This window comes from Brachybacterium hainanense, assembly GCF_042434575.1.
Lineage (GTDB): Bacteria > Actinomycetota > Actinomycetes > Actinomycetales > Dermabacteraceae > Brachybacterium > Brachybacterium hainanense.
Genome location: NZ_JBHLSV010000003.1, coordinates 222,893 through 243,094 on the forward strand (window position 1 = coordinate 222,893; position 20,202 = coordinate 243,094).

Here is a 20,202-nt window from a genome sequence, read left to right on the forward strand (position 1 = left end):
CCTACCTCAGAGCTTGATCTCGATGTTGACATCCGCCGGCAGGTCGAGACGCATGAGCGAGTCCACGGCCTTGGGCGTGGGATCGACGATGTCGATCAGTCGCTTGTGCGTGCGCATCTCGAAGTGCTCACGGGAGTCCTTGTACTTGTGCGGCGACCGGATGACCACGAAGACGTTCTTCTCGGTCGGCAGCGGCACCGGGCCCACAACCGTCGCGCCGGCGCTGGAGACCGTGTCGACGATCTTGCGCGCCGAACTGTCGATCACCTCGTGGTCGTACGACTTGAGCCGAATGCGGATCTTCTGTCCCGCCATGGCGTCCTGTCTCTCTCTCGTCTGGACATTCGCACAGCCTTCCCCGGTACCCGAGGACGGGCGTGTCGGCCTCGCCGGGGCGATGAAGCCCATGACGGAGCCGCCGAGGATCGGCTGTGGCTGTGCTGGAACCCTCCTGACGACGCGCTCTCGACGCCTGGCGCCGTTCGCGTCCTGGGGCTGGGCCTCATCCGGTGATCATTCGCCGCGGCAAGACGCCGCGGAGAACGGAACCGGGCATGTCGGCCCGCACAGACAACTCCCCCAGTCTGCCAGACACCGCGGAGCGAGCCAAGGCGAGCACCCCGTGCAGCCTGTCACATCACGTCCACATCACATCCGCGGGGCACCTCGCGTCCCCTGATTCCCCTTGCGGTCCTCGCACCGTTCGCCCAGCGGGCTTCCGGCCGATGCGCGGGCCGCTGAACTACGCTGAATCCCATGAGCACTCCGCAACCCTCGCCGCTGACCGCACGGCTCTACAACCTCGAGTACCCCCGCTCGCTCGGTGTGTACAGCACCTACGCGGAGGTCCAGACCGTCGTGGACACGCTGGCGGATCATGAGTTCCCCGTGCAGCACACGATGATCGTGGGGACGGATCTCAAGCTCGTCGAGCGCGTCACCGGCCGCAAGACCTGGGGTCGCGTGCTGGGCAACGGAGTGCTCTCCGGCCTGTGGATGGGCCTGTTCATGGGGCTCCTGTTCGTGCTGCTGACCAACCAGTCGATCCTCATGCTGTTCACGACGGTGCTGATGGGCATCATCTTCTTCACGGTGTGGAGCGCCGTCGGGTACGCGATGAGCGGCGGGAAGCGCGATTTCACCTCGATGACGGCGACGATCCCGATGCAGTACGAGCTCATGGTCGAGCACACGCATGCCTCGGCGGCGCGGGAGATCCTCACCGCCCACGGCCCCTCGATGCCGGCTGCTCCCCCTCGTCCTCACGCCGGGGGCACGCCCTCCGCTCCGGCCGCCGGCGGAGCCGCCTACGGCACGGTCCCGGGCGCGGCGCCGTCCGCCGCTCCTCCCGCCCCGCAGCCGTCCGCACCTGCGCATCGCCCGACCTACGGGCGGCCCGCCCCCGCGTCGTCCTCTGCGGGCCCGGCAGCATCGGCCCCGACGAGCCGGCCCGTGTACGGGCGGCCCGCCGATCCGAGCCCCGCTGTCCCTCCGACGCACGGCACGGCGGATCCGGCGGCACCGTCACCGCTCGGGACTCCGGCGCACGGCATGGCGGATCCGACCGCATCGTCACCGCTCGGATCGTCAAGGCCTGCATCGACGGCGGGTGAGGCGGTTCCCGGCTCCGCTCCGACCGCCGGCGTCTCCCCTGCCCCGGCGGACGGCGCGGATGCGTCGCAGAGCGCACCGCATCGCCGGTCCTTCGGCGCCCCGGCCGGATCCCCCGACCCGCAGGATGCCGCGGCCTCCCCGTCCGCATCCGCAGGGCACGGAGCCGACGACGCGCGGGAGGACCCGGACGGCTCCCGTCCCTGACCCGCTGCTTCCTCCCCCTCCCCGGGGGAGCCTTCGCACCTCCGCGGTCGGCGACCGCGGCGCCCCGCGGTCTCCGACCGCGTTCGACCTCTCCAGCATCAGCCGCCCGCGGTGGCTCCTCCCGTACCGCGGCTCCTCTCCGGTGCCGCCCGGAACCGCGCCCGACCGCCGAATGCGCCCTGCCGCCCGCACGACATGACCGTCCCGAACCGGGGAGCCGTGGTCCTGGTTCGGGGCGGTCATATGAATCGGAGAGCGGGCGCGCGCCGGGGCGCAGCTGGTCGGGGATCACCGCTGCTGCCCGGCGATGAGGCAGAGAGCCGGCCAGCCCCCGCCCCTGCCCGCCGATGAGGCGGAAAGCCGGCCACCCCCACCCCGCCCGCCCATGAGGCAGAATCCGCAGCCGCTGACTCAAGAGCGGGCACCCCCACCCCGGCGCCGGTTGGCTCCCTCCCCCCGACTGGCGTCCGATGGCGCCGAGCGGCCCGCGACCCCGGAGACACCGTCGACCACCCGCTGCAGAGCGCCGCAGCGTGTGGTCGACGTGAAGGGTGACTGTGCGGCCCCTCGGGACGCGGGCGCCCGGATCATCCCGCCGTCGGCCCCCTGGACGCAGCGCGCGGCGGACCTGCCCGCATGCGGGCAGACTGCGACCGGCGGGTCAGCTGCAGGGCTGTGAGGAGGCATCGTCCGGGGGCGAGCCATGGCCCCCGGACGCGCTGACCTGCTGCCGCCCGCCCGACGCCCAGCGCGCCCGGCCCTGATCCTTGTTCGCGTGCCCGGACCGGATCCCGTCCGCGCGTGTCCGCGCCGGGACACGCGGCCCGGCGGGCATGCGAGAGGCCCCGCACCGTTCCCGGTGCGGGGCCTCTCCGTGTCGCGCATCCACCACGGGAGCGCATCACATCGGCGGGGTCACCCCCGCGGTGATCACTTGGTGATCTTGGTGACGCGGCCGGAGCCGACGGTGCGGCCACCCTCACGGATGGCGAAGCCGAGGCCCTCCTCCATCGCGATCGGCTGGATCAGCTCGACCGTCATCTCGGTGGAGTCGCCGGGCATGACCATGTCGGTGCCCTCGGGGAGGGTGATCACGCCGGTGACGTCCGTGGTGCGGAAGTAGAACTGCGGACGGTAGTTCGAGTAGAACGGGTTGTGACGGCCGCCCTCGTCCTTGGACAGGATGTAGACCTGCGCCTCGAAGTTGGTGTGCGGGGTGATCGAACCCGGCTTCACGACGACCTGGCCGCGCTCGACGTCCTCGCGCTTGGTGCCGCGCAGCAGCAGGCCGCAGTTCTCGCCGGCCCACGCCTCGTCCATCTGCTTGTGGAACATCTCGATGCCCGTGACCGTGGTCTTCTGGGGCTCGCGGATGCCGACGATCTCGACCTCGGAGTTGATCGCGAGCTTGCCGCGCTCGACCTTGCCGGTGACGACGGTGCCACGACCGGTGATCGTGAAGACGTCCTCGACGGGCATGAGGAAGGGCTTGTCCATGTCGCGGACCGGGTCCGGGATGTTCTCGTCGACAGCAGCCATGAGCTCCTGGACGGACTTGACCCACTGCTCGTCGCCCTCGAGGGCCTTGAGAGCGGAGACGCGGACGACGGGGGCGTCCTCGTCGAACTCCTGGGAGCCCAGCAGCTCGCGGACCTCCATCTCGACGAGCTCGAGGATCTCCTCGTCGTCGACCATGTCGGACTTGTTCAGCGCGACCAGCAGGTAGGGGACGCCCACCTGGCGGGCGAGCAGAACGTGCTCGCGGGTCTGGGCCATCGGGCCGTCGGTGGCGGCGACCACGAGGATGGCGCCGTCCATCTGCGCCGCACCGGTGATCATGTTCTTGATGTAGTCGGCGTGACCCGGAGCGTCGACGTGAGCGTAGTGACGCTTCTCCGTCTGGTACTCGATGTGGGAGATGTTGATCGTGATGCCGCGCTGCTTCTCCTCGGGCGCGTTGTCGATCTGATCGAAGTCCCGCTTCTCGTTCAGGTCCGGGTACTGGTCGTACAGGACCTTCGAGATCGCAGCGGTCAGCGTGGTCTTGCCGTGGTCGACGTGACCGATGGTGCCGATGTTGACGTGCGGCTTGGTCCGCTCGAACTTGGCCTTCGCCATGGTGGTGTCCTCCTAGGACTTCTTATCTCTGGTACTTCTGGTGATCGGGATCGGTGACCGCCCGCCGCGGCGGGGGCCTCCGTGCGATGCCGGGGAAGCAGGCCGGATCAGGGTTCGATCCTACCGGCTCCCCCGACGAATCACTCGCCCCGGGTCTTCGCGATGATCTCGTCCGAAATGGTCTTCGGGACCTCCGCGTAGCTGTCGAACTGCATCGTGTACATCGCACGGCCCTGGGTCTTGGACCGCAGGTCGCCGACGTACCCGAACATCTCCGACAGCGGGACGAGAGCGCGGACGATCTTGACCCCGCTCGCATCCTCCATCGACTGGATCTGCCCGCGACGCGAGTTCAGATCGCCGATGACATCTCCCATGTACTCCTCCGGAGTACGGACCTCGACGCTCATGACGGGCTCGAGCAGCACGGGCGACGCCTTGCGCAGCGCCTCCTTGGTGGCCATGGAGCCGGCGATCTTGAACGCCATCTCCGACGAGTCCACGTCGTGGTACGCGCCGTCGATGAGGTCGGCCTTCACGTTCACGACCGGGTAGCCGGCCAGCACGCCGGACGCGAGAGCGTCCTTGATGCCGGCATCCACGCTGGGGATGTACTCGCGCGGAATGCGGCCGCCGGTGACGGAGTTCGCGAACTCGTAGAACACGCCCTCCTCCGCGTCCTCGAGAGGACCGAAGGTGATCTGGACCTTGGCGAACTGGCCGGAGCCGCCGGTCTGCTTCTTGTGCGTGTAGTCGAACTTCTCGACCGTCCGCTTGATGGTCTCGCGGTAGGCGACCTGCGGCTTGCCGATGTTCGCCTCGACCTTGAACTCGCGGCGCATGCGGTCCACCAGGATGTCCAGGTGGAGCTCGCCCATGCCCTTGATGACCGTCTGCCCGGTCTCCTCGTCGAGCTCGACCTGGAAGGTCGGGTCCTCCTTGGCGAGCTTCTGGATCGCGACGGACAGCTTCTCCTGGTCGCCCTTGGTCTTGGGCTCGATGGCCACCGAGATGACCGGCTCCGGGAAGCTCATGGACTCGAGCTGGATCGGGTTCTGCAGATCGCAGAGCGTGTCACCGGTGTTCGTGTCCTTGAGGCCGATGAAGGCGTAGATATGGCCCGCGAAGGCCTCCTCCACCGGGTTCTCCTGGTTGGAGTGCATCTGGAACAGCTTGCCGATGCGCTCCTTCTTGCCCGTGGTGGCATTCAGGACCGGATCGCCGGAGGCGACATGGCCCGAGTAGACGCGCACATAGGTGAGGGTGCCGAAGAACGGATGCGCGGCGACCTTGAAGGCCAGCGCGGAGAAGGGCTCCTCGGTCGAGGGGGCGCGGGTGAGCTCCTTCTCCTCATCCTTGGGGTCGTGGCCGATCATCGGCGGCACGTCCAGCGGCGAGGGCAGGTAGGCGATGACCGCGTCGAGCATGGGCTGGACGCCCTTGTTCTTGAAGGCGGTGCCGCAGAAGACCGGGTACGCGAGGGAGTTCACGGTCAGGTGGCGGATGCCGGCCTGGAGCTGCTCGAGCGTGAGGTCGCCCTCCTCGAGGTAGGCCTCCATGAGCTCCTCGGTGGACTCGGCGACGTCCTCGACCAGCTTGGCGCGGTACTCGTCGACGGTGTCCTGGAGATCCGCGGGGATCGGGATCTCGACCTGGAGCTGGCCCAGCGTCGCGTCGCCGGCCTTCTTGCCGAAGGGAGCGGCGGACTCGGCGTCCGGGAACACCTCCGGCCACTCGAAGGCCTTCAGCTGCACGAGGTCGATGACGCCGCGGAAGTCGTTCTCCGCACCGATCGGCACCTGCATGACGAGCGGCTTCGCGCCGAGGCGGTCGACGATGGTGCGCACGGTGAAGAAGAAGTCCGCGCCCAGCTTGTCCATCTTGTTGACGAAGCAGATGCGGGGGACCTCGTACTTGTCCGCCTGGCGCCACACGGTCTCCGACTGGGGCTCCACGCCCTCCTTGCCGTCGAACACGGCGACCGCACCGTCGAGCACGCGCAGGGAGCGCTCCACCTCGACGGTGAAGTCGACGTGGCCCGGGGTGTCGATGATGTTGATCTGGCTGTCGTGCCAGTAGCAGGTCGTCGCGGCGGACGTGATGGTGATGCCGCGCTCCTTCTCCTGCTCCATCCAGTCCATCGTGCCGGCGCCGTCGTGGGTCTCGCCGATCTTGTAGTTCACACCGGTGTAGTACAGGATGCGCTCGGTCGTGGTGGTCTTGCCGGCATCGATGTGGGCCATGATGCCGATGTTGCGGACCTTGTTCAGGTCCTTGAGCACTGCGAGTGCCACGGGCTTGTGCCTTTCTGGAGGGCTGCTGGAGAGCTGTGCCGGATGAGGTGAGGCAGGGCCCGCCCCGAGGGCGGACCCTGCCGGTGCTCACCAGCGGTAGTGGGCGAAGGCCTTGTTGGACTCGGCCATCTTGTGCGTGTCCTCACGGCGCTTCACCGCGGCACCGAGACCGTTGGAGGCGTCGAGGAGCTCGTTCATCAGTCGCTCGGTCATCGTGTGCTCACGACGAGCACGCGAGTAGCTGACCAGCCAGCGCAGAGCCAGGGTGGTGGAACGGCCGGGCTTCACGTCCACGGGGACCTGGTAGGTCGCACCGCCGACCCGGCGGGAGCGGACCTCGAGGCTCGGACGGATGTTGTCCAGGGCCTTCTTCAGGGTCGCGACGGGATCCTGGCCGTTCTTCTCACGGCAGCCCTCGAGGGCGCCGTAGACGATCGACTCGGCGACGGTCTTCTTGCCGTCGAGGAGGATCTTGTTGATGAGCTGGGTGACCAGCGGCGAGCCGTAGACGGGGTCGACGACGAGCTGGCGCTTGGGAGCTGCTCCCTTACGAGGCATTACTTCTTCTCCTTCTTGGCGCCGTAGCGGGAGCGCGCCTGCTGGCGGCCCTTCACGCCCTGCGTGTCCAGGGACCCGCGGACGATCTTGTAGCGGACACCGGGAAGGTCCTTCACACGGCCGCCGCGCACGAGCACGATGGAGTGCTCCTGCAGGTTGTGGCCGACGCCCGGGATGTAGGCGGTCACCTCGATGCCGGTGGACAGACGCACGCGCGCGATCTTGCGCAGCGCGGAGTTCGGCTTCTTCGGGGTGGTGGTGTACACGCGCGTGCACACCCCACGACGCTGGGGCGAGCCCTTCAGCGCCGGCGTCTTGGAAGCCGACGACTTGCTCGTCCGCCCCTTCCGCACCAGCTGTTGAATAGTAGGCACTTCGTCTCTTCCTGTTCGGCCCCCGGCGCTGTTCGCACCGAAGGATCTCCTTCTTGCAGCCGCTCGCGCGGCCTGCGACCCCGTGCACCCGGCTCCTCGTCCTGAACCGATCCGATGCGCGGACCCGCCCGACCGGCGGTGCCGGCCGTGCGTCCGAGAACCGTGGCCGCGGGCCCTTCGGACCGGTGCGGGACGCCGCACGGGTCGTCCAGGAGCCATGGCTCCCGGTTTCGGGCACGCTGCGAGGATCCGCTCCTCGCGGGGGATGTTCCGATTCCTGCCCGCCTGCGCCGCCCAAGGGCTGCGCGGTGGCCGGCACGGGCACGGTGCTGATCCCGGTTCACGACCAGAGGGCACTCCGGACGCTGTTCCAGTCTAGTGACGGCGTGTGACTCGGTCAAAGGACTTCGGAGCATCCGATGCACATCACACCGGGCGCTCGGTGCGCCGGACGGACGGTGGACGCGGGGCGGCCCCGGTCTGTGCGGGACAGGCCGGGGCCGCGGGCGTGCGGAGGCGCGCAGGGCGCGCATGCGATCACGCTGGTCGGGTCAGGAGACCTTCTGCCACTGAACGGTGAGGTGGCCCTGGCCGAGGTCCGCGATCTGGCTGAACGCCCCGGAGGACAGGTCCAGGCAGCGGCCGCCCACGTACGGGCCGCGGTCGTTGATGCGGACGGTCACGCTCTTGCCGTTGGACGGGTTGGTGACGCGGATCTTCGTGCCCAGCGGAAGGGTCTTGTGCGCGGCGGTCATGGCGTTGCGGTCGAAGGTCTCGCCGCTCGCGGTGGGGCCGCCGTGCGTGCCGTCGCCGTCGCCGTAGTGGGAGGCGCCGCAGGTGTTGACGTTGCCCGAGGGGGTGCCGGAGGACTCCTCCTTCTCCGAGCTGCGCTCGGAGGATCGGGAGGACGACGAGGAGGAGCGCTCCGAGGACTTCTTCGAGTCGTCGGAGGACGAGCGCGAGGAGGAGCTGTCGCTCGTGCTCGAGGGGGACTCGGTCTCCTCCGCCTTCTCCTCCTTCTTCTTCTCGACCTTCTTCGTGCCCGTGACCGTGACCTCGGCGACCGGCTCGACCGTGACCTTCTCGGAGACGGTCTCGGTGCCGGTGACCTTGCCGTCGACGACGGTGTCCTTGACGACCTTCTCCTTGGTGCCCTTCTTGCCCTCGGTCTTGACCTTGGTGGTGCCCTCCTCGAGCGAGGAGTCCTCCTCGGTCTTCTTCTCGAAGGGGATCTCCTCGGTGAGGGTGCGCTGCTTCTCGCGCACGCGCTGGAGGTGGACGGTCATGCCGTCCTCGAGGACGGTCTCCCGGGGCACGTCCGTGGTGTCGGTGGGCTCGATGTCCGTGAGGACCTCGTCCATCGCATCGCCGACGGTGAGGGAGTTGACGCCGAAGGTGACCTCGCCGTACTGGCCGACGAAGGTGACGTTCTTGCGGGTGAGGACGGTGACCTCGTTCGCGTCGTCGGCGAGCTCGGTCTCCGGTGCGGGGGTGATCTGCGCGCCCTCGGCGGTGAACTCGAGGCCGGACAGCGCATCGGACACCGTCGTGCCGGTGGTGAGGACCTCGGTGGCCTTGCCGTCGACCGTGATGGTGACGGGGCGACGCTGCTCGATGGAGATCTCGGTGCCGTCGGTGATCTGCGTGTCCAGCGACGGGGTCACGAGGTCCGTGTCCTTGACGGTGATGCCCTGGGCGGCGAGGACCTCGGCGACGGTCGGGCTGAAGGTGCGCACGTTCGTCTGCGTCCCGTAGACGTCGACGGCGACGGCGTTGGACATGGCGAAGGCCGTGCCGCCCCCGCCTGCGGCGAGCACGCACACGGTCGCTGCGGAAATGATCCAGGGGGCCTTCTTCGCCATCGTTCACCTTTTCGTATCCGGCGCGCGCCGGTGTGGTCGTCCGGACCTGTCTGGTCCTGCGTCATGTCGGTCGGCCACGTCCCGGCCGGAGGGGCTTCGCGGACGCCCGGTCGAACCGGGCGTCGAGCACGTGCGCTCCGGGCGGGACCCGGGCTGCGGGGGAAAGGGACGTGCTCTCTCGAACCGCTTCCCATCATGCCGGGATCCCGGGCCCCGCGATAGGGCGCCGCCAGGGGCTTGAGCTTGCTCCAGGGGATCCTTTACCCGCCCGTGAAGGTCGCCGTCGCCTGGCTCACGCGAGGACCGATGCGCAGATCACACCGGGGTCGACGCAGGGCGGGGTGAGCCCCCGCAGCATGCTGCGGGGGTGGCCGGCGTCCGTCCCGAGCAGCACCGGGAGTGCGGGACCGGGCAGCCGGGGGACCTCCGGGCCGGGCGGTGCCGTCGGAAGAGCGCGGTGCCGTCGGCGGGTGCGATGCATCCGGGCCCGGAATGCGAGGAGCCCCGCTCCGGAGGTGCCGTGGCGACACCCTCCGAGAGCGGGGCTCTCCTCCCGCACGGAGCACGCCTCCGGCGGGGCCGGGCCGTGCCCACCCCTGGACACCCCCATCTTCCCCCGCGGCCCGTCCGCTCCGCCTCCCCCGTACGGAGGAGATTCTCGGGATCAGGCGGGGATGTACAGCCGGTACTGGAGCGCCCGGACCACGAGCTGGGCGAGGTTCTGCGCGTCGAGCTTCTCCCGCAGGCTGCGCGCGTGCGTCTTGACGGTCGACTCGGCGACGCCCAGGTGCCCTGCGATCTGCACGTACTCCATCCCCTCGCAGATGAGCCGCAGCGTGACGAGCTCACGGTCGGTCAGGGACGGGAAGCGTGCGGGGCTGCCCGGCTGGATGTCGCCGTTCAGCGAGATGTCGGCGGCGAGGTTCCGCAGCAGGCGCGGCGACTCCCCCGCCGCGGCCGTGCGGATCACGTCGACGAGCACCTCGGGCGGTGCGGTCTTGTTCAGCACGGCCATGGCTCCGGCCTCGAGCGTCCGCGCGATCCCGGGGCCGGGCGAGATCGTGGTGAGCACGAGCACGCGGGCATGCCGGTCGAGCGCCCGGATCTGCGCCGTCGCCTCGATGCCGCTCATCCCGGCACCCATGTTGACGTCCATGAGCACGATGTCCGGACGCAGCTGGGCGAAGGCCCCGACGGCATCCTCGCCGCTGTGCTCGATCCCGACGACGACGATGTCCCCGGCGTCCTCGAGAGCGCTCGCCACGGCACGGGTCGTCCAGCGGTCGTCGTCGACGATCAGCACCGAGATGGCGGTATCGACGAGGACGGGATCCACCGCGAGGGCGGATTGCTCGTTCACATGCACTCCCTGCGGTATCGCGCCGGATCGGTCACCCTCCAGATGGGGCACATCCAGGGCCTGCTGGCCTCCGGCAGCGTCTCCGCTGCGCGATCGACCAGTCCGTCGAGCGGACGGATCACGGCGGCCTGCGGTCGGTCGGCGCGAGGTCCCCCGGGGGTGAACAGCCGACCGGCGAGGTCCCGGAGCAGGACGAGCAGGATGATCAGCATGAAGGTCCCTCCATCACATCTGGGTCATCTCATGAGACGACACCATCCTGGCCGATGCCTCATCCGCACGAGGGAGATTCTGGGGCTGTTCGTCGGGCGTGCGCTGCCCCGTCGGCGTCGCGGGCACCGGGATCCACACCCTGACGTGCACGTCGCCGCCCGCCTCGACGCGGGTGTCGCACTCGCCCCCGAACCGCTTCGCCCGGCGGCTCAGCGTCCGCGGCGTGAAGGGCTCCGGCCGGAGCGCATGGTTCCCGGCGCCGAGCTCGAGAATCGGGCTTCCCGACCCGCTCGCGATGCGGACATCGATCCGCGAACGCTCGTGCGGATCGGCATGCTTGAAGATGTTGGTGGCGAGCTCGTACAGCATGCTCGTCGCGGCCTCGGCGAACAGGACGGGCACGATCGCGCCGGTCGGCTCGAGCTCGACCTCGAGACCGATGTCGCCCGCGGCCGCGCCCGCGCGGACCGACTGCACGGCGCTGTCGAGCGCGGCATCGAGATCGGTCTCCCCGTCCTCGTCCGCGATCTCTCCGCGCAGACGTGCCAGGAGGCGTCGCAGCTGCTGGTGGGCACGATCGTTGACCATCCCGAGCTCGGAGAGCGTGCGCAGGTCGAGCTGCCCGCCACGGCGTGCCTCGGCTCCGAGCACGCGGATGATCGCCGACTCCGTCGCGAGCCCATGGGACACCGTGTCGTGCGTGTCGATCGCGACATCGATCCGGATGCGGGCGAGCTCGAGCTCGTGCTCTCGCGCGGCTTCCTCACGCCGGGCAATCTCCCGCTCGGTGCGTGCTTCGAGGAGATGCGCGCTCCATCCGAGGATCGATGCGAGCACCGGCACGACGAAGGAGCCCGGACCGATGAACCGTCCGTCGTAGGTGTCCAGCCCCACCGCCAGAGCCGCTGCGCCGCAGAAGGCGCTGAACGTGAGAAGGGCGCCGCGCAGCCGGCGTTGGCTGAGGAGCACGCCGAGCGGAAGCGCCAGCATGTCCAGGAAGAGGTTCAGACGCTCCGGGAACGCCAGCGCGTTCACCAGGAACCCCATCACCATGATGACGGCTGCCGCCCCGGGCGCCCAGGCCGTGACCAGGACCGATGCCGTCATCAGCGCCTGGAGGAGGACATAGCCGCCGGGGGCCGTCGTGTCGAGGCCGAGCAGCTGGATGGCGGCGAGGATCGCGAGGATGAGCCGCAGCGGCGGGTCGATGAAGCGCGGCCCCGCAAGTGCGGCCAGAAAGCGTCGGGGGACCGTCCTGGGGGAACGGGAGGACGTCGATGAGGTCGATGCGGGGGCCACAGAACCATTGTGCCGCAGCTCGCCCTGACCAGCCGCGTCCTCCTGTCGCTGGGGAGCGCGCGGGTCCCCGCCGTCCGATGGCCAGCACCCGCGGCCGCGCGCCCCGGAGCAGCTGCAGGGGCCGCGATCAAGCCCGCCCCAGCACCGTTCCTCCGGCCTCGGCGAGGGCACGAACGCCGCAGGGGCGGCCCCACCGAGAAGGTGGGACCGCCCCTGCGATCATCGGCCGGACGGACCGGGGTCTCCCCCGCGCCCGCCCGGACCGGATCAGCGGAAGTCGCTGCGGAACGGATCGGCGTAGTCGATGTCGTCCAGCGAGACCGAGCCGCCGCCGAAGCCGGAGAAGTCCAGCTCGTCGTAGCCGGGCACCTGGTACATCTGCGCCTTCGCCTCGTCGGTCGGCTCCACAGCGATGCGGCGGAAGCGGGACAGGCCCGTGCCGGCCGGGATCAGCTTGCCGATGATGACGTTCTCCTTGAGGCCCATCAGCGAATCGCTCTTGCGGTTCAGGGCGGCCTCGGTGAGGACGCGGGTCGTCTCCTGGAAGGAGGCGGCCGACAGCCAGGAATCCGTGGCGAGCGACGCCTTGGTGATGCCCATGAGCTCGGGACGACCGGAGGCCGGCTGACCGCCCTCGGAGAGGATCTTCCGGTTCTCGCGCTCGAAGGACACGCGCTCGGTGAAGTCGCCGGGCAGCAGATCGGTGTCGCCGGACTCGATGACCGTCACGCGACGGAGCATCTGCCGGACGATGACCTCGATGTGCTTGGCGTGGATGTCCACACCCTGCGAGTTGTACACCTTCTGGACCTCGTCCACGAGGTGCTTCTGCACCGCGCGCGGGCCGAGGATGCGCAGCACCTGCTTCGGGTCGACCGAGCCCTGGGAGAGCTGCTGGCCCACCTCGACATGGTCGCCGTCGAAGACGCGCATGCTCACGCGCTTGGAGATCGTGTAGGTGATCGGGTCCGCACCGTCGTCCGGGATCACCGTGGCGCGACGCTGCTTGTCGTTCTCCTCGATCTCCACGCGGCCCGCGGACTCCGTGATCGGCGCGAAGCCGGCCGGGGTACGGGCCTCGAAGAGCTCCTGCACACGGGGCAGACCATGCGTGATGTCGCCATCGGCGCTGGCCACACCGCCGGTGTGGAAGGTACGCATCGTCAGCTGCGTGCCGGGCTCGCCGATCGACTGGGCCGCGATGATGCCGACGGCCTCGCCGATGTCCACGAGCTGACCGGTCGCGAGCGAGCGGCCGTAGCAGGCGGCGCAGGTGCCGACCGCCGAGTCGCACGTCAGCACGGAGCGGATCTTCACCTCGGTGACGCCCGCGGCCACGAGCTTCTCGATGAGCACGTCGCCCACGTCCGAGCCGGCCGGGGCCTGCTCGACGCCGTCCGCGTCCACCGCGGCGGTCGCGAGGGTGCGGCCGTAGACGGTGGTCTCGGCGTGCTCGTGCACGCGCAGCGAGCCCGCCTCGGAGGTCGCGATCGGGAGCACGAGGCCCTTGGTGGTGCCGCAGTCGGCCTCGCGGACGATGACGTCCTGCGAGACGTCGACCAGGCGACGGGTCAGGTATCCCGACTGCGCGGTCTTCAGCGCCGTGTCCGCGAGTGCGGGAGCCGTGCGAGGCGATGAAGTACTCGAGCACCGACAGGCCCTCGCGGTAGTTCGAGAGGATCGGGCGCGGGATGATCTCGCCCTTCGGGTTCGTCACGAGCCCGCGCATGCCGGCGATCTGGCGGATCTGCATCCAGTTGCCTCGAGCGCCCGAGTGCACCATGCGGAAGATCGCGTTGGTGGACTCGAAGTTCTCGCGCATCGCGTTGTCGACCTCGTTGGTCGCCTCGGTCCAGATGTCGATGAGCTCGGAGTTGCGCTCCGCCTCCGAGACCAGGCCCAGATCGCGGTTCTCCTGGACCTGAGCGGCCTTCGCCTCGTACTTCGCGAGGATCTCCGGCTTCGAGGGCGGGGCCACGACGTCGGAGAACGCGAAGGACACCCCGGACCGGGTCGACCACGAGAAGCCGTACGCCTTGAGGGCGTCCAGCGACGCGGCCACCTGGCCCTTGTCGTAGCGCTCGGCCAGCTGGTTCACGATCGAGCCCAGACGCTTCTTGCCGACCTGGCCCTCGACGTACGGGAAGTCCACGGGCAGGGTCTCGTTGAAGTAGACCGTGCCGAGCGTGGTCACGAGGGTGATCGGGTCGCCCTCCTCCCAGCCCTCCGGCGCCTCCCAGCCCTCCGGCGGCACGACCTCCGGGAAGCGGATCGACACTGGGGCGTTCAGGTCCAGCTCGCCCGCGTCCAGGGCCATGATGGCCTCGGCCACGGAGGAGAAGGAGCGCCCGGCTCCCGCGCCGTCCTCGTGCACCGTCGTCAGGTGGTACAGACCGATGATCATGTCCTGCGCGGGCATGGTCACGGGCCGTCCGTCCGACGGCTTGAGGATGTTGTTGCTCGAGAGCATGAGGATGCGGGCCTCGGCCTGCGCCTCCGCGGAGAGCGGCAGGTGCACGGCCATCTGGTCGCCGTCGAAGTCGGCGTTGAAGGCGGCGCACACCAGCGGGTGCAGGTGGATCGCCTTGCCCTCGACGAGCTGCGGCTCGAAGGCCTGGATGCCCAGACGGTGCAGGGTGGGCGCACGGTTCAGCAGCACCGGGTGCTCGGTGATGACCTCCTCGAGCACGTCCCAGACCTCGGGACGGGCACGCTCGACCATGCGCTTGGCGGCCTTCACGTTCTGCGCGTGGGAGAGATCCACCAGGCGCTTCATGACGAAGGGCTTGAACAGCTCCAGCGCCATGCCCTTGGGCAGACCGCACTGGTGCAGCTTCAGCTGCGGGCCGTTCACGATGACGGAGCGCCCGGAGTAGTCCACGCGCTTGCCCAGCAGGTTCTGGCGGAAGCGGCCCTGCTTGCCCTTGAGCATGTCGGAGATCGACTTCAGCGGACGGTTGCCCGGGCCGGTGACCGGGCGGCCGCGGCGGCCGTTGTCGAACAGGTTGTCCACCGACTCCTGCAGCATGCGCTTCTCGTTGTTCACGATGATCTCGGGAGCACCGAGGTCCAGCAGCCGCTTGAGGCGGTTGTTGCGGTTGATCACGCGGCGGTACAGGTCGTTGAGGTCGGAGGTCGCGAAGCGACCGCCGTCCAGCTGCACCATCGGACGCAGGTCCGGCGGGATGACCGGGACGCAGTCCAGGACCATGCCGGCCGGCGAGTTGGTCGTCGTGCGGAAGGCGGAGACGACCTTGAGGCGCTTGAGGGCGCGGGCCTTCTTCTGGCCCTTGCCGTTGGCGATCACGTCGCGGAGGATCTCCGCCTCGGCGTCCAGATCGAAGTCCTGCAGGCGCTTCTGGATGGCCTCCGCGCCCATGCCGCCCTCGAAGTAGGTGCCGTAGCGCAGCTTCATGGCGCGGTAGAGCTGCTCATCGCCCTCGAGGTCGGCGACCTTGAGGTTCTTGAAGCGGTCCCACACGGCCTGCACGCGGACGATCTCCGCGTCGTACTTCTTGCGGATCTGCGCCTGCTCGCGGGCGGCGGAGTCGCGGACCTTGCGCAGCGCATCGGCCTTCGCGCCCTCGGCCTCCAGGGAGGCCAAGTCCTGCTCGGCGGACAGCGCGCGATCGTTGATCGCGGCCTCCCGCTCGTTCTCGAGCTCCTTGATCTCCAGGTCGTGCCGGGCCTGCAGGTCCGGCAGGTCCTCGTGGCGAGCATCCTCGTCCACGCCGGTGATCATGTACGCCGCGAAGTAGATGACCTTCTCGAGGTCCTTGGGCGCGAGGTCCAGCAGGTAGCCCAGACGGCTGGGCACGCCCTTGAAGTACCAGATGTGGGTGACGGGCGCGGCGAGCTCCACGTGGCCCATCCGCTCGCGGCGGACGGCCGACTTGGTGACCTCCACGCCGCAGCGCTCGCAGACGATGCCCTTGAAGCGCACGCGCTTGTACTTGCCGCAGTAGCACTCCCAGTCCCGGGTGGGACCGAAGATCTTCTCGCAGAACAGGCCGTCCATCTCAGGCTTGAGCGTGCGGTAGTTGATGGTCTCCGGCTTCTTGACCTCGCCGAACGACCAGGTCCGAATGTCATCGGCGGTCGCCAGGCCGATGCGGAGCTCGTCGAAGGTGTTGACGTCGAGCACAGGTGTCCTTCTCTCGAATCGAAAATCGTGGGGTCTGAGGGATCAGGGTCGAGGGAGGGTCCCCGGCGCGCGCAGGGTGCGGGCGCCGGGGACGATCTCTCAGACCTCTTCGATGGAGCCGACGCCCTCGTGGGGACGACGGGACAGATCGATGCCGAGCTCCTCCGCGGCGCGGAAGACCTCCTCGTCGCTCTCGCGCACGTCCATGCTCATGCCGTCGGAGGAGAGCACCTCGACGTTCAGGCACAGCGACTGCATCTCCTTGAGGAGGACGCGGAAGGACTCGGGGATGCCCGGCTCCGGGATGTTCTCGCCCTTGACGATGGCCTCGTAGACCTTCACACGGCCGGAGACGTCATCGGACTTGATGGTCAGCAGCTCCTGCAGGGCGTAGGCGGCGCCGTACGCCTCGAGCGCCCACACCTCCATCTCGCCGAAGCGCTGGCCGCCGAACTGGGCCTTGCCGCCCAGCGGCTGCTGCGTGATCATCGAGTACGGGCCGGTCGAGCGGGCGTGCAGCTTGTCGTCGACCAGGTGGTGGAGCTTCAGGATGTACATGTAGCCCACCGAGATCGGCGCCGGGAACGGCTCGCCGGAGCGGCCGTCGAACAGGCGCGCCTTGCCGTCGGCCTTCACCATCTGCTCGCCGTCCCGGTTCGGTGTGTGGCTGCCGATGAGCAGGTCCAGCTCCTCCGCGGACAGGCCGTCGAAGACCGGGACCGCGACGGGCGTCCCGGGCTCGCCGTGCAGGGCCGACTCGGGCAGATCCTGCGCCGCGGGAGCCTGCGGGTCGATGTCCCAGCCGTTCTTGGCCACGTAGCCGAGGTGCGTCTCCATCACCTGGCCGATGTTCATGCGCCCGGGCACGCCCATCGGGTTCAGGATGATGTCGATCGGGGTGCCGTCCTCCAGGAAGGGCATGTCCTCGACCGGCAGGATCTTCGCGATGACGCCCTTGTTGCCGTGACGGCCGGCGAGCTTGTCGCCGTCGGTGATCTTGCGCTTCTGGGCCACGTACACGCGGACCATCTCGTTCACGCCGGTGGGGAGGATGTCGGACTCGTCCTCCTCGGTGAACACGCGCACGCCGATGACCGTGCCGGACTCGCCGTGGGGCACGCGCAGCGAGGTGTCGCGCACCTCGCGGGCCTTCTCGCCGAAGATCGCGCGCAGCAGGCGCTCCTCCGGGGTCAGCTCGGTCTCGCCCTTCGGGGTGACCTTGCCGACCAGGACGTCGCCCGGCTCGACCTCGGCGCCGATGCGGATGATGCCGCGCTCGTCGAGGTCCGCGAGGACGTCGTCGCCCACGTTGGGGATGTCGCGCGTGATCTCCTCCTTGCCGAGCTTCGTGTCGCGGGCGTCGACCTCGTGCTCCTCGATGTGGATCGAGGTGAGGACGTCGTCCTGGACCATCCGCGAGGACAGGATGATGCCGTCCTCGTAGTTGTGGCCCTCCCACGACATGAACGCGACCAGGAGGTTCTTGCCGAGCGCGAGCTCGCCCTCGTCCGTCGACGGGCCGTCGGCCAGGATCGAGCCGGCCTCGACGCGGGCGCCTTCGTCGAACAGGACGCGCTGGTTGTAGCAGTTGCCGGCGTTGGAGCGCTGGAACTTGCCGATCGGGTAGGTCTGACGGGTGCCGTCATCGGCCATGACGGAGATGAGGTCCGCGGACAGGTGCTCGATGACACCGGCCTTCTTCGCGACGACCACATCGCCCGCGTCGACCGCGGCGCGACGCTCCATGCCGGTGCCGACCAGCGGCATCTCGGTCCGCAGCAGCGGCACGGCCTGGCGCTGCATGTTCGAGCCCATGAGCGCGCGGTTGGCGTCGTCATGCTCGAGGAACGGGATCATCGCGGTCGCGACGGAGACCATCTGGCGGGCCGAGACGTCCATGTAGTCGACGTCGGTCGGCGGGACCAGCTCGGGTTCGCCGCCGGGCATGCGCGAGAGCACGGCCTCGTCCAGGAAGGTGCCGTTCTCGTCGATCTTCGCGTTCGCCTGCGCGATGATGTGCCGGTCCTCGTCGTCCGCGGTGAGGTAGACGATCTCCTCGCTGACGACGCCGTCCTTGACCTTCCGGTACGGGGTCTCCACGAAGCCGAACGGGTTGATCCGCGCGAAGGTCGCGAGCGAGCCGATCAGGCCGATGTTCGGGCCCTCCGGGGTCTCGATCGGGCACATGCGGCCGTAGTGGCTCGGGTGGACGTCGCGGACCTCCATGCCCGCGCGGTCGCGGGAGAGGCCGCCCGGGCCCAGCGCCGAGAGCCGGCGCTTGTGGGTCAGGCCCGACAGCGGGTTGTTCTGGTCCATGAACTGCGACAGCTGCGAGGTCCCGAAGAACTCCTTGATCGCCGCGGTCACGGGGCGGATGTTGATCAGGGTCAGCGGCGTGATCGCCTCGACGTCCTGGGTCGTCATGCGCTCGCGGACCACGCGCTCCATGCGCGAGAGGCCCGTGCGGACCTGGTTCTGGATCAGCTCGCCCACCGCGCGGATGCGACGGTTGCCGAAGTGGTCGATGTCGTCGGTCTCGACGCGGACGTCCTTGCCGCCCTCGCTCGTGTAGCCCTCGACGCCCGCGTGCAGCGACACGAGGTACTTGATGGCCTGGACGATGTCCTCGAGCGTGAGGGTCGACTGCGACAGCGGCGACTCGATGCCGAGCTTCTTGTCGATCTTGTAGCGGCCGACCTTCGCGAGGTCGTAGCGCTTGTCGTTGAAGTACAGGTTGTTGAGCATGGCCTCGCCCGCATCGCGCGACGGCGGCTCGCCCGGGCGCTGCTTGCGGTAGATGTCCATGAGCGCCTCGTCCTGCGAGGTGATGCGGTCCTTCTCCAGGGTGGAGCGGATCGACTCGAACTCGCCGAACTCCTCGAGGATGTCCGAGGGGGACATGCCCAGCGCCTGCAGCAGCGTCGTCACCGACTGCTTGCGCTTGCGGTCGATGCGCACGCCGACCTGATCGCGCTTGTCGACCTCGAACTCGAGCCAGGCGCCGCGCGAGGGGATCACCTTCACGGAGAAGATCCGCTTGTCCGAGGTCTTGTCGATCGACTCCTCGAAGTACACGCCCGGGGAGCGGACCAGCTGCGAGACGACCACGCGCTCGGTGCCGTTGATGATGAACGTGCCCTTGTCCGTCATGAGCGGGAAGTCGCCCATGAAGACCGTCTGGGTCTTGATCTCGCCGGTCTCGTTGTTCATGAACTCGGCGATGACGTACAGCGGGGCGGAGTAGGTGAGGTCCTTCTCCTTGCACTCGTCGACCGTGTGCTTCGGCTCGTCGAAGGTGTGGTCGCGGAAGGACAGCGCCATGTTGCCGGCGAAGTCCTCGATCGGGGAGATCTCCTCGAAGATGTCGGCCAGACCCGAGGTCTGGGGGACGTCCTCACGGCCGACGGCGGCGGCCTCCGCGGCCCGCTCCTGCCAGCGCTCGTTGCCGAGCAGCCAGTCGAACGACGTGGTCTGGAGGCTCAGCAGGTCGGGGACCTGGATGGGGTCGCCCAGCTTCGCGAAGGTGACGCGCGGCGAGGCCGTGCGCAGGGCAATATCGGTGGTGATATCGGTGCTCGAGGCAGCCAAGGGGTGGTCCTTCCACAGGCCGATGACGGGGTGGGGGCGCCCGTGCCCGCAGGAGGGACACAGCGCAAGGACCGAGCATACAAGAATACACGGATGGACACAAGGGGTGCAGGACACCCGGGTCCATCCGCGTCGACCGCCATATGCCTGGCGCGGAGGGCGGAGCCTCCTGCCTGACTGTCTCGTCGCCTCCGGCCGGGTGCTCCTCCGGGGGTGCCGGGGCTCCAGGGCCGTGATGCGTTCGACAGGAACAGCTCACGTTCGTGAACAAGGATGCGGGCAATGCCCCTCCGAGTCAAGCGGACGAGCCGCAGCGGACCGTGCGGAGACGGATCCGGTCCGCCTCCGAGCTCGGAGGCGGACCGGATCCGTCCTGCGGCGGCCCTCCCCGGCCGGGCCCCTGCGCGAGGGCCCCGGCCGGGAGGACGCCGGCGGCACCGGGAGGCGGCGCCGATCACGGGAGGCGGGAGGTCAGCGGCGGGCGCGTCCCCGCCGGATCAGCACCAGGCCCGCCCAGGCGAGCGCCGCGGCCAGCAGGCCGATGCCCGCGACCTCGACGCCCGTGCGGGCGAGG

General features: G+C 69.1%; 11 protein-coding genes and 1 pseudogene. 1 reads left to right on the top strand and 11 read right to left on the bottom strand.

Annotated elements, in window-relative coordinates; genetic code table 11:
- Positions 1-6: 6 nt before the first annotated feature.
- Entirely contained in the window at positions 7-315 is a 309-nt protein-coding gene (rpsJ, locus tag ACFFF6_RS03950) for a 30S ribosomal protein S10 (RefSeq protein ID WP_038371325.1), read from the bottom strand.
- A 441-nt stretch (positions 316-756) separates the two neighbouring features.
- On the opposite strand from rpsJ, the gene ACFFF6_RS03955 reads away from it, so the two are divergent.
- Complete coding sequence (locus tag ACFFF6_RS03955; protein ID WP_376978400.1) at positions 757-1,818, top strand: general stress protein; 1,062 nt, start codon at positions 757-759, stop codon at positions 1,816-1,818.
- Between the two features lie 930 nt (positions 1,819-2,748).
- On the opposite strand, the gene tuf is transcribed toward ACFFF6_RS03955, so the two are convergent.
- The 10 genes and pseudogenes from tuf to rpoB form a co-directional block, all read right to left on the bottom strand.
- On the bottom strand, positions 2,749-3,936 hold the full coding sequence (tuf, locus tag ACFFF6_RS03960; protein ID WP_376978401.1) for an elongation factor Tu: 1,188 nt from the start codon (positions 3,934-3,936) through the stop codon (positions 2,749-2,751).
- 140 nt (positions 3,937-4,076) lie between these two features.
- Complete coding sequence (gene fusA / locus ACFFF6_RS03965) at positions 4,077-6,230, bottom strand: elongation factor G (protein ID WP_376978403.1); 2,154 nt, start codon at positions 6,228-6,230, stop codon at positions 4,077-4,079.
- An 87-nt stretch (positions 6,231-6,317) separates the two neighbouring features.
- Positions 6,318-6,788: a 30S ribosomal protein S7 gene (rpsG, locus tag ACFFF6_RS03970; protein ID WP_376978405.1), complete on the bottom strand. Its 471-nt coding sequence runs from the start codon at positions 6,786-6,788 to the stop codon at positions 6,318-6,320.
- A complete protein-coding gene (gene rpsL / locus ACFFF6_RS03975; protein WP_376978406.1) occupies positions 6,788-7,162 on the bottom strand; it encodes a 30S ribosomal protein S12 in 375 nt (124 codons plus the stop codon). Before rpsL ends, rpsG begins: the two co-directional genes overlap by 1 nt.
- A gap of 551 nt (positions 7,163-7,713) precedes the next feature.
- Positions 7,714-9,024: a septal ring lytic transglycosylase RlpA family protein gene (locus ACFFF6_RS03980; RefSeq protein ID WP_376978408.1), complete on the bottom strand. Its 1,311-nt coding sequence runs from the start codon at positions 9,022-9,024 to the stop codon at positions 7,714-7,716.
- 664 nt (positions 9,025-9,688) lie between these two features.
- Positions 9,689-10,384 (bottom strand): response regulator, encoded by a 696-nt coding sequence (locus tag ACFFF6_RS03985; RefSeq protein WP_376978410.1) that lies wholly within the window; start codon positions 10,382-10,384, stop codon positions 9,689-9,691.
- Positions 10,381-10,596, bottom strand: a complete 216-nt coding sequence (locus ACFFF6_RS03990; RefSeq protein ID WP_376978412.1) for a hypothetical protein — start codon at positions 10,594-10,596, stop codon at positions 10,381-10,383. Before ACFFF6_RS03990 ends, ACFFF6_RS03985 begins: the two co-directional genes overlap by 4 nt.
- 13 nt (positions 10,597-10,609) lie before the next feature.
- Positions 10,610-11,896, bottom strand: coding sequence for a sensor histidine kinase (locus tag ACFFF6_RS03995; protein WP_376978414.1), 1,287 nt, complete (start codon positions 11,894-11,896; stop codon positions 10,610-10,612).
- 267 nt (positions 11,897-12,163) lie between these two features.
- Positions 12,164-16,040 (bottom strand): annotated as a pseudogene (locus ACFFF6_RS04000) (DNA-directed RNA polymerase subunit beta').
- 99 nt (positions 16,041-16,139) lie between these two features.
- A complete protein-coding gene (rpoB, locus tag ACFFF6_RS04005; RefSeq protein WP_376978416.1) occupies positions 16,140-19,628 on the bottom strand; it encodes a DNA-directed RNA polymerase subunit beta in 3,489 nt (1,162 codons plus the stop codon).
- Positions 19,629-20,202: the final 574 nt, after the last annotated feature.